13 protein-coding genes are annotated in these 14,379 nt (G+C 61.0%); 10 read left to right on the top strand and 3 right to left on the bottom strand.

The features are described from left to right. Window positions 1–177: 177 nt before the first annotated feature. From BLT54_RS18395 to BLT54_RS18385, 3 genes are read left to right on the top strand one after another with little or no spacing between them, the layout of a single operon-like run. Complete coding sequence (locus tag BLT54_RS18395) at window positions 178–1,359, top strand: efflux RND transporter periplasmic adaptor subunit (protein WP_074646643.1); 1,182 nt, start codon at window positions 178–180, stop codon at window positions 1,357–1,359. Next, on the top strand, window positions 1,356–5,132 hold the full coding sequence (locus BLT54_RS18390; RefSeq protein ID WP_074646642.1) for an efflux RND transporter permease subunit: 3,777 nt from the start codon (window positions 1,356–1,358) through the stop codon (window positions 5,130–5,132). Before BLT54_RS18395 ends, BLT54_RS18390 begins: the two co-directional genes overlap by 4 nt. 40 nt (window positions 5,133–5,172) lie before the next feature. After that, on the top strand, window positions 5,173–5,598 hold the full coding sequence (locus tag BLT54_RS18385; RefSeq protein WP_143026881.1) for a hypothetical protein: 426 nt from the start codon (window positions 5,173–5,175) through the stop codon (window positions 5,596–5,598). Window positions 5,599–5,615: 17 nt separating this feature from the next. On the opposite strand, the gene dusA is transcribed toward BLT54_RS18385, so the two are convergent. Continuing rightward, window positions 5,616–6,584: a tRNA dihydrouridine(20/20a) synthase DusA gene (dusA, locus tag BLT54_RS18380; RefSeq protein WP_074646640.1), complete on the bottom strand. Its 969-nt coding sequence runs from the start codon at window positions 6,582–6,584 to the stop codon at window positions 5,616–5,618. 20 nt (window positions 6,585–6,604) lie between these two features. Between dusA and BLT54_RS18375 the strand changes: the two genes are divergently transcribed. Next, window positions 6,605–6,868 (top strand): pyocin activator PrtN family protein, encoded by a 264-nt coding sequence (locus BLT54_RS18375; protein ID WP_074646639.1) that lies wholly within the window; start codon window positions 6,605–6,607, stop codon window positions 6,866–6,868. Between the two features lie 241 nt (window positions 6,869–7,109). On the opposite strand, the gene BLT54_RS18370 is transcribed toward BLT54_RS18375, so the two are convergent. Next, window positions 7,110–7,667, bottom strand: coding sequence for a TetR/AcrR family transcriptional regulator (locus tag BLT54_RS18370; RefSeq protein ID WP_083351893.1), 558 nt, complete (start codon window positions 7,665–7,667; stop codon window positions 7,110–7,112). Window positions 7,668–7,828: 161 nt separating this feature from the next. Between BLT54_RS18370 and BLT54_RS18365 the strand changes: the two genes are divergently transcribed. From BLT54_RS18365 to BLT54_RS18345, 6 genes are all read left to right on the top strand, one after another. Beyond that, window positions 7,829–8,554 (top strand): ABC transporter ATP-binding protein, encoded by a 726-nt coding sequence (locus BLT54_RS18365; RefSeq protein WP_074646637.1) that lies wholly within the window; start codon window positions 7,829–7,831, stop codon window positions 8,552–8,554. After that, on the top strand, window positions 8,551–10,962 hold the full coding sequence (locus tag BLT54_RS18360; protein ID WP_074646636.1) for an FtsX-like permease family protein: 2,412 nt from the start codon (window positions 8,551–8,553) through the stop codon (window positions 10,960–10,962). The genes BLT54_RS18365 and BLT54_RS18360 overlap by 4 nt, the downstream gene beginning before the upstream one ends. An 8-nt stretch (window positions 10,963–10,970) precedes the next feature. Then, window positions 10,971–11,108, top strand: a complete 138-nt coding sequence (locus BLT54_RS22660) for a hypothetical protein (RefSeq protein WP_176832918.1) — start codon at window positions 10,971–10,973, stop codon at window positions 11,106–11,108. A 522-nt stretch (window positions 11,109–11,630) separates the two neighbouring features. Further along, complete coding sequence (locus BLT54_RS18355) at window positions 11,631–11,960, top strand: ArsR/SmtB family transcription factor (RefSeq protein ID WP_074645847.1); 330 nt, start codon at window positions 11,631–11,633, stop codon at window positions 11,958–11,960. 25 nt (window positions 11,961–11,985) lie between these two features. After that, on the top strand, window positions 11,986–13,212 hold the full coding sequence (gene soxC / locus BLT54_RS18350; protein WP_074645848.1) for a sulfite dehydrogenase: 1,227 nt from the start codon (window positions 11,986–11,988) through the stop codon (window positions 13,210–13,212). Then, window positions 13,205–13,870: a c-type cytochrome gene (locus BLT54_RS18345; protein ID WP_074645849.1), complete on the top strand. Its 666-nt coding sequence runs from the start codon at window positions 13,205–13,207 to the stop codon at window positions 13,868–13,870. Before soxC ends, BLT54_RS18345 begins: the two co-directional genes overlap by 8 nt. Here the strand turns inward: BLT54_RS18345 and BLT54_RS18340 are convergent. Beyond that, the coding region (locus BLT54_RS18340) for a TetR family transcriptional regulator (RefSeq protein ID WP_074646635.1) at window positions 13,867–14,379 on the bottom strand (513 nt) is incomplete at its 5' end. The two genes, BLT54_RS18345 and BLT54_RS18340, sit on opposite strands and share 4 nt — an antisense overlap.

The following is a 14,379-nucleotide window of genomic DNA, read 5'->3' as shown; positions in this document are numbered from 1 at the left end:
GCCGCAATGTTAATGATATTAACTCTATGGTGAACGCGCCGCAAAACCTGACAGACCGCAAAATATCTGTCAAAAATATCCGCAAAATGAACTGTTGTGTGCACGACGCCGTATATCGAACTGAAACCCAGCCTCTCTGAGACAGAGAGGACGCCCCAGACCGAGACAGAGACCCACATGCGTATTGTTTCCATCGTCATCGCCCTGCTTGTCACCATTGCTCTGTATTTCTTTGTCTTTGAGCGTGATCGGCTGACCAATTTTGCCGCCTCAGACACTCCCCCTTCCGGGGAAACGCCAGACACCGCTGCACAGACAGAATCAGAATTTGCAACGCCTGCGCAAAAAACCATGGGCGAGGCCCATCCGGTTTCTGTGGTGGTGCGCCACTCCACCGCACAGCTTTTGGCGAATGTGGTGGTTGTGCGGGGTGAAACCGAAGCGGCGCGCGAGGTCAATGTGACGGCGGAAACCTCCGGTCGTGTGGTCAACGCCCCGCTGCGCAAAGGCGCTTATGTTCAGGCCGATCAAACGCTGTGCGAACTTGATATAGGCACCCGCGAGGCGACATTGGCCCAAGCCAAGGCCGAATTCACGCAGGCCGAGGTGGCGTTGGCGAATGCACGCAAGCTGGCCGAAGGTGGCTATGCCTCCGAGACTCAGATCCTGACCGCCGAGGCCGGGATCGAAAGCGCACGCGCGGCGGTCGCCTTGGCCTCCCGCGACATCGAAAACCTCACCATCAAAGCGCCGTTTGCCGGGCTTTTGGAAAGCGACACGGCCGAGCTTGGCACGTTCTTGTCCTCAGGCTCCGCCTGCGCCACGGTGATCCAACTCGATCCGATCAAATTGGTCGGTTACGCACCGGAAGCAGACGTGGCGGCGATTGAGGTCGGGGCTTTGGCGGGCGCACGGTTGATTTCTGGCCCCGAAGTCACTGGCCGCGTCACCTTCCTGTCGCGCTCCGCCGACCCTTCGACCCGCACGTTCCGGGTTGAGGTCGAAATCCCCAACCCGGATTTCTCCATCCGTGATGGTCAAACCGTTGAAATGGCAATCTCCTCCGCCGGTCTGGCCGCACATCTGGTGCCGCAATCGGCGCTGACCCTGGACGATGAGGGCCAAATCGGGCTGCGGCTCCTCGGTGCGGACAGCCGCGCCGAATTTGCCCCGGTTCAGGTGCTGCGCGACACCCGCGAGGGCATTTGGGTGGCAGGTCTGGCCGATGAGGTCGACATCATCGTGGTGGGTCAGGATTTTGTCAAAGCCGGGGTTTTGGTGGCGGCCTCTTTTGAGGAGGCCCCCACCGCAGCCGATACAGAGACGCAGATGGAGACGCCTATGGAGAGCGACCAATGACCGGCCTCGTCGATTGGGCGGGCGAACGCGCCCGGATGATCCTCGCCTTCATCGCGCTCACCTTGATCGCGGGGACATTTGCCTATGTCAGCCTGCCAAAAGAGGGCGAACCGGATATCGAAATCCCCGCGCTCTTTGTCTCCGTCCCCTTCCCCGGCATTTCCGCCGAAGACGCCGAGAAACTCCTGGTCAAACCGATGGAGACGGAACTCTCCGATCTGGACGGTCTCAAAACCTTGTCGGGCACCGCCGCCGAAAGTTATGGCGGCATCGCGCTTGAATTTGAATTTGGCTGGGACAAGACCAAAATCATCGCCGATGTGCGCGACCGGATGGGCCGGGTTCAGGCGAATTTCCCCACGGGCGCCGACAATTATACAATCACCGAGATCAACTTTTCCGAATTTCCCATCCTCATTGTCAACCTGACCGGCCCCGTGCCCGAACGTACCTTGGTCCAATATGCCAAGCGAATGCAGGACCGGATTGAGGGTCTGGAGCCGATTTTGGAAGCGCAGCTTGCCGGACAGCGTGACGAGATGCTGGAGGTGGTCATCGACCCGCTGCGGCTTGAATCCTACAATGTGACGGCGGGCGAATTGATCTCGGTCGTCACCAACAACAATCGCCTTGTTGCGGCGGGCGAAGTGGAAACCGATCAGGGGACATTTTCGGTCAAAATCCCATCGTCGTTCAAAGATCAACGCGATGTCATGGCCCTGCCCGTCAAGGTCAATGGCGACCGTGTCGTCACGTTGGGTGATTTGGCCGATATTCGTCTGACCTTTGAAGACCGCGAGGGCACAGCGCGCTTTAATGGCGAAAACACCGTCGCGCTTCAGATCGTCAAACGCAAAGGCTACCCGATCATCGACACGGTTGCCTTGGTCAAAGAGGAGGTGAGCGCCGAGGTCAAAACCTGGCCGCAAGCCCTGCAAGACGCCGTGGTGGTCGGCACCTCCAACGATCAGTCGCGTCAGGTCGCCTCGATGGTGAGCCAGCTTGAAGGCTCGGTTCTGACCGCCGTGGCGCTGGTGATGATCGTGGTGTTGGCCTCCTTGGGCATCCGTTCGGCTTTGCTCGTGGGCTTTGCCATTCCAACCTCGTTTCTGCTATGTTTCATCCTCTTGGGGCTGATGGGCATCACCATTTCCAATATCGTGATGTTTGGCCTCATTCTGGCCGTGGGCATGTTGGTCGATGGCGCGATTGTGGTGGTCGAATATGCCGACCGCAAAATGGACGAGGGCGAAGGCCCGATGTCCGCCTTTGTCGAGGCGGCCAAACGGATGTTCTGGCCGATCGTCTCCTCCACCGCCACCACGCTTTGCGCGTTTTTGCCGATGCTGTTTTGGCCCGGCGTTGCGGGCGAATTCATGGGCATGCTGCCGGTGACGATCATCTTTGTGCTCTCCGCATCTCTGATTGTGGCGCTGATTTACCTGCCGGTCATGGGCGGTGTGTCGGGCCGGATCGCGCGGCTGTTTGACCGCGCCTCAAGCGGCCTGCGCGCCACCACGCCCTATTGGCTGCGCGCCGTTTTGGTCGCGCCTTCGGCCTATCTGGTGTTCCTGGGCCTGATGCAATTGATGAACCCCAGCTATCTCATGGGCGCGGGGGCCACGGGCCTTGCGCCCAAGATTGTCGGCGGCGCTTTGTTCCTCATCGGCTCATCGCTGACGGGCATCATGTTGTCGGCGGCCCGGATCGAACGGGCAGAGAAAAAGGTCAAATCCGGCTACAAACGCTCGCTCTTTGGTCATTTCACCCATGCCATCGCCGGCAATCCGGTGATGCCTTTGGTGGCGATTGGCGTGGTTATTTTTGGCGTCGTCTCGGTCTTTGGCTATTACGGCAAACACAACAAAGGCGTTGAATTCTTTGCCGCGTCTGAGCCCGAACAGGCGATCATCTATGTACGGGCGCGCGGCAACCTCTCGGTGGCGGAAAAAGACGCGCTGGTGCGCCAAGCCGAAGAGGTGGTTTTGACCCAACCCGGCGTCGACAATGCCTTTGCCTTTGCTGGCTCCGGCGGCCTCAACGCCAACACCGGCGGCGGCTCATCGCCGCGCGACACCATCGGGCAAGTTCAGGTCGAATTGATTCCATGGGAAGACCGCCCGACCGAAACCAAGGACGGCTGGTTGTTCTTTGAGGACACCCATGTTGCGCCCGAGTATGACGGCGATTATGTCCTGGCCCAGTTGGAGGCCCGACTGGCCGAAATCCCCGGCATCTACACCGAAACGCTCAATCTGGCGATGGGGCCTGCGTCGGCCAAACCTGTGCATTTGCGCCTCAAAAGCGACAGTTTCGAGGATTTGGAAACGGCCACCGCCCTTGTGCGCGCCAAATATGACACCACCCCGGCACTCACCGACGTGGAAGACACCCGGCCCCTGCCCGGCATTGATTGGCAAATCGACGTCGATGTCGCCAAGGCCGGGCGCTATGGCGCGGATGTGGCGACCGTCGGCGGCATGATCCAATTGGTGACGCGCGGGCTGTTGCTCGACACCATGCGGGTCGACAGCTCGGATGAGGAAATCGACATTCGCGTGCGCCTGCCGGAACAGGACCGGGTGCTGTCCACGCTCGACACGCTCAAAGTGCGCACGATGGACGGGCTTGTGCCTTTGTCGAATTTCATCACCCGTCAACCCGTCGCCAAACTGGCGCAAATCGACCGGGTCGATCAGCAACGCTATTACGATGTCAAAGCCGCGGTCGACTCCGGCCTGACCCGCGAGGACGGCGTGGCGATCACCGCAACCGAACGGATCGAAACCCTGACCAAATGGCTTGAGAGCGAGGCCACATTGCCCAATTCGGTCACATGGGAATGGACCGGCGATGATGAGGAGCAAAAGGAAACCGGGGCGTTTTTGGTCAAAGGCTTCAGCGCTGCCTTGGCCCTGATGTTCATCATCCTTCTGGCCCAGTTCAACAGTTTCTACAATTCCGTTTTGGTGCTGATGGCGGTGGTCATGTCCACGGCGGGCGTCTTGGTCGGCCTTTTGGTGATGGACATGACATTCGGCATGATCATGACCGGCACCGGGGTCGTGGCCCTCGCGGGGATCGTGGTGAACAACAACATCGTGCTCATTGACACCTATCAGGAATATTCCCGGTTTATGCCCCGGATCGAGGCCATCGTGCGCACCGCCGAGGACCGCATCCGACCCGTGCTCTTGACCACGATCACCACCATGGCGGGCCTGACGCCAATGATGTTTGGCCTCTCGTTGGACTTTATCAATGGCGGCTATTCGATGAATTCGCCAACGGCGGATTTCTGGACCAACCTGGCCACCGCCGTGGTCTTTGGTCTTGGCATCGCAACGATTTTGACGCTGATCTTCACCCCGGCCATGTTGGCTTTGCGGGTCTGGTTCTGGGACATCGCGCATCATCTGACCATGCGTTTGGCCACGCTGTTGGGCCGTCAATCGCGCACGGCCGAAGATTTCCGCCTGCGCGCCGAAGCCAAACGCGCCAAAAACCCGGAATTCGTCTGGTCCACCGGCGCGGCCGCATGGGGGACGCCCGAAGACTTCGACGCCCACCGCGCCACAGCCCCGGCCCTCGCCTCAGCCTCCGCCCCGGCAGCGGCCCCAATGGACAAAGCCCCCGAGCGTCCCGTGACCCAACCCACCGCCACACCCGAAAGCGTGGTGGAATTTGAAGCCGAACAGCCCGAAACCGGCACGCTCAAAAAGGTGAAAAAGATCAAAAAGCCGAAAGGCGGCGGGCAAGAGGCGGCGGAGTGAGATGGCATATTATCGCAGCATATCGGCCATAGCGGCCTTGATGACAGCTCTGAGCAGCCCCGTCTTTGCCCAAGACGGGACGCCCGTTCACGATGACAGCCCTTGCGCCCTGCGCGCCGTGATTGAAGGATATTACGACGATATTGCCAGAGGTGATTTTGCCACCGCCTACGCCCTGTGGGGGGGCGAAGGTCAGGCCAGCGGCAAAAGTTATGACGCCTTTCGCGCGGGCTATGCCGAAACGGCAAAGGTTCAGGTCTTTACCGCCCCGCCCTCCGAGATCGAAGGGGCCGTCGGATCGCTCTATGCCACCGTGCCCGTGCGTCTTGAAGCCGAAACCACCGGGGGCGAACACCAGTCCTTTGCGGGCGTCTATACGCTGCGCCGCGTCAATGATGTCGAAGGCGCAAGCCCGGCACAGCTGCGATGGCACATTGAAAGCGCTCAGATCAAAAGCCTTCGCTGAGGCCTCTGAGGCACCTGTCACTCAGGCAGAGCCTCTTTCACCAGTTCAAACCCCGCGCCGTCTTTGTGCGCGCCCTCGGAGAGCACGCGTTTCCACCGCCGCGCGCCGGGTTGACCGGCAAACAGCCCGAGCATATGTTTGGTGATCTGCGCCAGCTTGCCGCCCTCCGCGATATGCCGCCCGATATAATCCTCCATCGCCCACACCACCTCATGCCGGGTCAGCGCCACGCGGGGGTCGCCAAAAATCCGCGCATCCGCCGCGCCCAAAATGTCATAGGGCTGATGATAGGCGGCGCGTCCAACCATCACGCCATCCATATAGGTCAGTTCTTCTTCCACCATTTCAAGGCTTTGAATGCCACCATTGATCGACAGATGCAGATCGGGAAAGGCCGCTTTCATCGCATGGACCAGCGGGTAATCCAAAGGCGGAATGTCGCGGTTTTGTTTGGGGCTGAGCCCGTCAAGCCACGCCTTGCGCGCATGAATTTGCATCCGGGTGATCCCCGCCGCGCGCATGGTCTCGATAAAGGCGGGCAAGACCTCGGTCGGTTCCTGATCGTCCACCCCGATGCGGCATTTTACCGTCACGGGCACATCGCCCGCCGCCTCTTGCATCAACGTGACGCAATCCGCCACCAGCTCCGGCGATTTCATCAACACCGCGCCAAACGCCCCCGATTGCACCCGATCCGAGGGGCAACCGACATTGAGATTGACCTCATCATAGCCGTGATCGACGCAGATCTTCGTGGCCTCTTTCAACTCTACCGGATCAGACCCGCCAAGCTGCACCGCGACCGGATGTTCCTCCGGGTTGAACGCCAGTAAATGCACCGCTCCACCGCGCACCAAAGCCGGGGCAGTCACCATTTCGGTGTACAAAAGCGCATGATGCGACATCAACCGGTGCAAATACCGACAATGGTGATCGGTCCAGTCCATCATCGGGGCAATGGAAAATTTATTATTATTTTCAACCATCTACATATATCTCCTAAACCATATCGAAGCCGGACAGACTGACATCATATGGCGGCAAGGCTGTCATCCCGCTCGATGAGGTCCGTCGCAATTTCTTTTCGCACCTGACGCTGCAAAAGCTTCTTCGCAAGCTCAGCTCAGGCGACATCGCACTGCCGCTCATGCGAATGGAACACAGTCAGAAATGCGCCACGGGAGTCCATCTACAGGATCTGGCAGACCACCTCAACAAGCGACGCCAGGCTGTCAAGAAGGAATTGTGTCAAATGACCGGCTGGACCTGAGCAGAGCGCTCGGAAACGTCAAATGGTTTGACCCATTGCCAGCCATGCTGAGTCCCACAGCGATCAAGGCCATTCTAGTGAAGGGAGCATCAGGCCCGCATGTGCCGCCGATAACCGGCACGGGTTGCGGAGCTTTTAAGACAGTCATCTGGAAAGCCGCGCATTCGGACGACGGAAGTAACCAGCATGCGTTCGGCAGACCTGTGGCTGAACCCGGTGGCCGCCCCTTTTTCTTGGCGGTTCAACCGTTTTCCGGCACCAAAAGCCGCAAGATCATTCCATCGAGACCGGCGATGACGCCATTGACGGACGGCTTTTCGTTGCGTTGATACCAGCTGTCGATGGCGGCGAAGACGCCGGCCGCGATGAAGTCGATGACAGGGAGCGGCGTGGCGCGGAACCGGTCCGATTCCGCAATTTCCTCGGCGATCATTTCAGTGATCACCGCCTTTAGGCGCCAACCGATCAGCAATGTGGCAACCGATGGGCGGCGGCGGCTGAACAGGAACCCATGGTCTTTTTCAACCATGAACGAGAACAGGACAGGCAAGACCCCCAGCGCGCCGTCCGCATCGAGTGAACGGCTTGCCGGTGTGTTTCGCATCTCCTCGCCGAGAGAGGCGAAAGCATAGTCCAACAGTTCCGCCTTGTTCTGGAAATGCAGATAGAATGTGGATCGCGCCACGTCCGCCGCGTCGCAGATCTGCTGGATGCTGACGGCGTCCCAGTCGCCATTTCCGGCGCAATGCACCATGGCTTCGACCAACCTGTTCCTGGTCCTTCTGACACGACGATCCATGAAAACGTCTCCTACTGGACGAAATGGCCTTCGACCGTCCAGCAATTCATGCCGACTGCCTCTTCGAGTGCATTGATCAACATGCGCTCACCCTAATATAGACAGTATATCAATAATGGACAACCGTCCATAATATCAGACCGCAAGAGTTGGAGACGCCCATGCAATTCCCGCGCAACACGCCCAAAGGCCCCCGCCTGTCGGCGCGGCATCTATCGAAGGCGTTCGAGACCGGATCCGGTCAGTTTCTGGCGCTTCATGATATTTCCCTTGATATCCATGCCGGTGACTTCCTGGCCATTGTCGGCAAATCGGGTAGCGGCAAATCGACCTTGGTCAACCTGCTGACGGGCCTTGATGCCGTGTCGGGCGGCGACATCTGGTCGAGCGCCAATGGAGGCACGGTGATCACCGATCTCAACCAGGAATCCCTGGCGCGCTGGCGCGGCCTTGAAATCGGCGTCGTCTTCCAGTTCTTCCAGCTCCTGCCCTCGCTCACGGTGCTGGAAAACACCATGCTGCCCATGGATTATTGCAATGCCTTCCCGCGCGGCGAGCGCCGCGAGCGGGCGATGGCAATCCTTGAACGGCTGGGCATCGCCGAGCAGGCCGAAAAATTACCGTTCGACATGTCGGGCGGCCAGCAGCAGCGTGCCGCCATTGCCCGCGCCCTTGCCAACGAGCCTGGCATCATCGTCGCCGACGAGCCGACCGGCAATCTCGACAGCTCTACCACGCATGAGGTGATGGACCTTTTCGCCGCCCAACGCGAGGCTGGCAAAGCTGTGGTGATGGTGACCCATGAGCGCGACTTGTCCAGCTATTTCACCCGGACGATTGAACTTACAGACGGCGCGATCACAGCCGAGTTGGGAGACGTCACATGACGATCCCGCCCCGCTGGCGAAAGCTCATCGCCGATTTCGGCTCCATCAAGGGCCGCCTCGCCCTGGTGATCGCGGCAATGGCGATCGGTCTTCTCACGACGATCGCGATCACCAATGCCTATGCGATCCTCACCCGCGAGATCAGCGCCAATTATCTCGGCACCAATCCGGCATCGGGCATTTTAGATATCGGAGAGGTCGACCAGACCCTCGTCGCGCAGGTGCGCGGCATGGACAATGTCGCAGCCGCTGAACCGCTCTCCATTGTCGAGACCCGCGTCCGCTATCCCGACGGCCGGACGGGCCGCGCGCTTCTGTTCGTCTCGCCCAATCCGCTGGACCAAAGCCTCAATACGCTGCGGATCGAAGAACAAATGGCGTCGCCGCCGGCCAATGCGGTCCATCTGGAGCGCAGGGCACTCGATCTGGCCGGCATCGGTCTCGGCGAACGTCTTTCCATCGAGATCCCCGGCAGCGGATTTGTACCCGTTCTCGTCGCCGGCACGGTGTTCGATCCCTCCCTTGCCCCCGCCGAGCAAGAGCAGACGATCTACGCCTATCTCAGTCAACAGACTTTCGTCGCATTGGGCGGCCAATCCGCCCTCGAATGGATCAAGGTGCTGGTCGCCGAGGATCCCTTCGACCAAGCCCTTGTGGACCAGACGTTGGCCGGGATCGCCATCGCTTTGGAGGCGGCGGGGCACAACGTCCATCTGGTTCAGGCCCCCAATGCCGGCCTGCATCCACATGAAGGGCAGATGCGCGGCATTTTGGGGCTGTTCCTCGCCTTCGGCGTTCTGGCCTTCCTGCTCAGCGCGGTCCTGGTGTCGATCACCGTCGAGGGCCTGATGGCGCAGCAGATCCGGCAGATCGCGATCATGAAGACCATCGGCGCGCGCACCGCGCAGATCAGCACACTCTATATCACGGGCATTGCGATCATTGCTGCAACAATGTTGTTTGTCGCCCTACCGATTGGCATTGCGCTGGGCCGGGGACTGGCCGGCATTATCGCGGACCTTCTCAATTTCGACATCGTGGATGCCTCCACGCCACCGGCCCTGTTCGCCGCATGGCTGGTCACTGGCTTGCTGATACCGGTGCTTTTTGCGTTGAGACCGATATTTCGGGCGACCGGAACGACAGTGGTTGCGGCCTTGTCCGATCTCGGGATCGGGCGGAGTTCCGGTGCCGGTGGCCGCCTGAACCGGTTCGTCGCGCGCCTTTTCGGCACCAGCGGGCAGACCTTGCTGGCTTTGCGCGGCGCCTTCCGGCGGCGGCGCAGGACCATGATGATCCTGACGCTGCTCGGCTTGGCAGGTGCCATGTACATGACTGCGGGCACTGTCTCGGTCTCCTATCAGGCTTCGGTCGATATCGCCGCCGCAGAACGTGGCTACGACGCCGAGTTCCGGCTGACCCGCCCGCTCGACCGCAACAGGGTGGCCGCGATTGCCGCTGCGACCCCCGATGTCATTTTCGCCGCGCCCATGATGCGCCTTGAAGCGGCGAGGATGCGTGGCGACGGAGTCGCGCTGGTGCGCACCTATCCGGACGGTGGCCACGGGTCGATGACCCTTTATGCCCTGCCCGGCACACAGGAACTGGCGCGGTTTCAGGGTCTCGAAGGCGCCCTGCCAGTGGAGCGCCTCGACGGTCAAATGGTGGTCAATCAGGGGGCATGGGCGTTGCTCGGCAGGCCCAGGATCGGCGAACAGGTGAACCTTTCGCTGGACGGCAAGCGCCTTGAATTGCCACTCGCCGCGGTCATCCGCCAATATATGACGCCTGCATCAGTCTTCGCGGCAGACACCGATGTCGCGGCAATGACCGGCGAAAGCGGTATAAACGCGCTCCGCGTCGTAAACGCCGCACGTTCTCCCGCCGAGGTCGAAGCTGTTGTGGATCGCGTCGGACAACAAATCGAGGCGGCCGGTGCCGGCATCTCGCTTGTCGTCACCGGCAATCTGATGGACGCCGCCGTTTCCGGTCATGTCAACATCCTCATCGTCCTGCTGCTCGCGCTCGGGGTGCTGATGGCGGCGGTCGGATTTCTGGGGCTGACGGCGGCGCAGGGCATTTCGGTCCTCGAGCGCACCCGCGAATTCGGCATCATCCGGGCCATTGGCGGCCAACGGCGGCAGATTGTCACCAATCTCTTGACCGAGTCGCTGGTGATCGCGTCGATCAGTCTGCCGGCGGCGATCCTTGTCAGCATTCCGCTCAGTACCGCGATCAACATCATCGTGGGGCGCATGACCTTTGGTATGGCCCTGCCCTTCACACCCGACGTCTGCGGGATGGGCGAGTGGGCAGCCGTGTCGCTCGTTGGCGCCCTTGTGGCCGGACTCCCCCCCGCATTCAACGCCTCGCGCCTCAGCGTGAGGGAAACCCTTGTCCAGCAATAGGAGCTGACATGACGATGCAACGCAAACCACGCAACATCTGGCTAAAGGCCGTCCTGACGATCGGGCTGATCGGCGCGGCGATGGCCACTCTGCACTTCGCGCTCAACAGCGACATTGTCGACTGGCTCAGATCGCTACATGGCTGAGCCAAGCCCGACTTTTGCGTGACATAACGTCAAAGAATTTCGACATCGTCGAGAAGGCATCGGTCATAATCGTCACAAAATACACTTTGGCGAATATCCGGCAAAGGCCAAAGCGGCGGCAATGGCTTCGACAGGTGTCACCGACGGATCGAATGCCATGGTCGCTGTCCTTGCATGGAAATCGATGCATGGAAATCGATCACGACCCGTCTCACGCCTTCAACACATTCCATCGCCATCAATCGGCGCAGAATGAGACCCCTTCCTTAGGGCACAACGGGGAGGCTAGACAGTGAGCGCTCGACCGGGTGGAGATGGTCGGGGTAGCGCTGCCCAGTCGGGCGTGCCGTTTATCCGTTTCCTGCGTTCAAATCCCGCAACGAAGCGCTACGTCTCTGAGCGCGCGCAAGCGTCTGCGACAGGATTGGATCGGGTCCGCTGTTTCGCGGTCCAAGCGCAGGCTTGACGTGTGCATATTTATGCACATATATACTGGGCGATGAAAATTGACTGAGCAGGGCCATGCAGACCGAATCCTATATCCAAAGCTGTACCGATATGTTGGACGACCGGATGTTCGCCGCCCTTCAGGACCCGGCGCGTGTCGCGATTCTGCGGCGCATGTTTGCGCTTGGTCGGGCCGATATTTCGTCCATTGCCGAAGGATTCCCGCAAGACCGTTCCGTCATCTCGCGCCACATCCGCATTCTGCGCGAAGCGGGCATCGTCAGCTGCGAAAATGTCGGGCGACAAACGCTCTGCGACGTCGATGGCCCGGCGATCCTGCGACGGCTTGAAGCGATGACCGAGCAGATGCGCGCCGTCGTCGCGGCCTGCTGTCCTGAAGAGTGACTTTTTTGACCAAATAGGTGCATTCATGCGTCCATATGCAAACAAACTACGGCTGAACCGGCGGAGCCTTCTGGCCGGGCTGACCGGAGCCGCGGTGACGGCACAAACCAGTGCCGCTCAGGACGGGTTGATGCCGTGGATGCAAACCCTCGGCGATGACGACCTGCCCTATGGCCTGCCCGGCCCCCGCGTGGCCAATGTCGTTCGGCGCCCGGCGGCGGATTCGCCCGGTTTTGAAATCTGGCATACGCCGCTGGAACACCTGCGCGGCACGATCACGCCGAATGGCCTGCATTTCGCCGTGCATCACAACGGCATTCCCGACATCGACCCGGCAGAGCACCGGCTGGTCCTCCACGGCATGGTCGCGCGCCCCCTGAGCTTTGATCTGAACAGCCTCGCCCGCTATCCGCTGGTGACCCGCACGGCCTTTATCGAATGCGCGGGGAACTCGGCCACCAATGCCGTATCGCCATGGGCCCGCGACATGACGCTGGGTGACGTGTCAGGGCAAATTTCCGCCGCCGAATGGACCGGCATCCCCCTTCGCATTCTGTTCGACGAGGCGGGGATTGATCCGGCCGCCACCTGGGTCATCGCCGAGGGGGCCGATGGCGGCCGGCATATGCGCAGCCTGCCGCTGCGCCCCCTCGTCGCGGAAGGAATGCTCGCCCTCTATCAGAATGGCGAACCGCTGCGCCCCTCGCAGGGGTATCCGATGCGCATCCTGATGCCCGGCTGGGAAGGCAACGCGCAGATCAAGTGGCTCCACCGTCTTGAACTGGCCGACCGTCCAGCATGGAGCAAGGACGAATCCGGTCTCTATGCCGATCCGCTTGCAAACGGGAAACTGCGCATGATGAGCCTTGCGATGTCGGTCAAATCAGTCATCACCGCGCCCTCGGGGCAACAGGTGATCGCGCCGGGACCGCGCCAGATCGAAGGGCTGGCCTGGTCCGGGCGCGGGCGGATCGCGCGGGTGGAACTGTCGGTCGACGGCGGGCGCACTTGGACCGAGGCAAGGCTACAGGCCCCGGTGCAGCCCAAAGCACTGACGCGCTTTTCCCTGCCGTGGGACTGGCACAACGAGCGCGCCATCCTGATGAGCCGCGCCACAGACGAGACCGGAGACATGCAACCGACACGGGACATCTGGCACGACATTTTCGCCGGGCATTCCTTCAACCACTTCAACGCTATTCAGGCCTGGTCGATCAACCGATCCGGCGAGGTGAAAAACCACTATGCCTAAGATCGCCCTCCTGGCCCTCATCGCTTTCACCACCGCAGTATTCGCCGTCAACGCCGCGCTGTCGCAGGTGTCCGATCAACCCGCGATCACAGGGTCCCCGACCCCCGCCCTTGGCCAGCCGTTCGAAGAGGTTGACCTGCCCGAAGCGCTCCGCACAATCTGGCCCGATGGGCGCAATCTGCCCGAAGGGCGCGGCGGCGTGGCAGAGGGCGCGCAAGTCTATGCGCAGCAATGCGCCTCGTGCCATGGGGCGACGGGTGTCGAGGGGCCGAACGCGCGGCTGATCGGGTCGGATGGAGTGTTCGGTTTCGGCGACCCGCTGCGACCTGTGCGCATCAACAGTCACCCGATCCTGATCCTGTCCGCAGGCGGCATGTGGCCGCATGCGACAAGCCTGTTCGCCTATGTCCGGCGCGCGATGCCCTATGGCGCGCCCGGCACCCTGACGGACAACGAAATCTATGCTGTGACGGCTTGGATTCTCTACCGGAATGGCGTGTTGCCAAAGGCCGGTGTGCTCGACCGATCAAGCCTGCCGCAGGTCTCGATGCCCGGCGCGGCGCGTGTTGTTCTTGACCCCGAAACAGCTGCGGCTGTTCACCACCCAAATCCAACTCGGTCACGCGGCACTCAGTCCAACGCCGGATCCGCCGATTAGATCGCTTTCGCGGCCTGGGCCGCCGCAGCGAGGACCTCCTCGCGCAACGTCGGGTCCGTCACCGCGCGCGCCATGCCCGCCGCACCCGACAGCACCGCAACAAGCGCCCAGACCTGATCGCGCGACATCCGCTGGCCGGGTCCATTTGCAATCTTGTCCACGATCTCCGTCAAACCCTCCGCATAGGCGTGCCGCGTCTCGTCATCCGCGCGCGCGACATCGGCGGTCAGGGTTGGCAGGGCGCAAGCCTCGTCCAGACCTGTGGCCATCCTGTCACCGAGGTAGAAATCGACGAACTTGTCCCGCCAGTCCGCACCGTGCCGGGCTTGGAAGTCCTCGATTCCGTTCAGAAGAAAACCCAGCCCATCGTCGACAGCCATGCGAAAGGCTCCGGCCTTGGAGCCAAGATGGGCGTAGAACGCGCCCGATGTCAGGCCCGCCTCCTTGGCGAGAGCGTCAACGCCGATCCCCCCGAACCCGCCTTTTCTAAAGCCCCTGCCTGCCGCCGC

Source organism: Celeribacter baekdonensis, assembly GCF_900102315.1.
GTDB lineage: Bacteria > Pseudomonadota > Alphaproteobacteria > Rhodobacterales > Rhodobacteraceae > Celeribacter > Celeribacter baekdonensis.
Note: the sequence above shows the minus strand (reverse complement) of the source record. Positions and strands in the feature narration are given on the sequence as shown.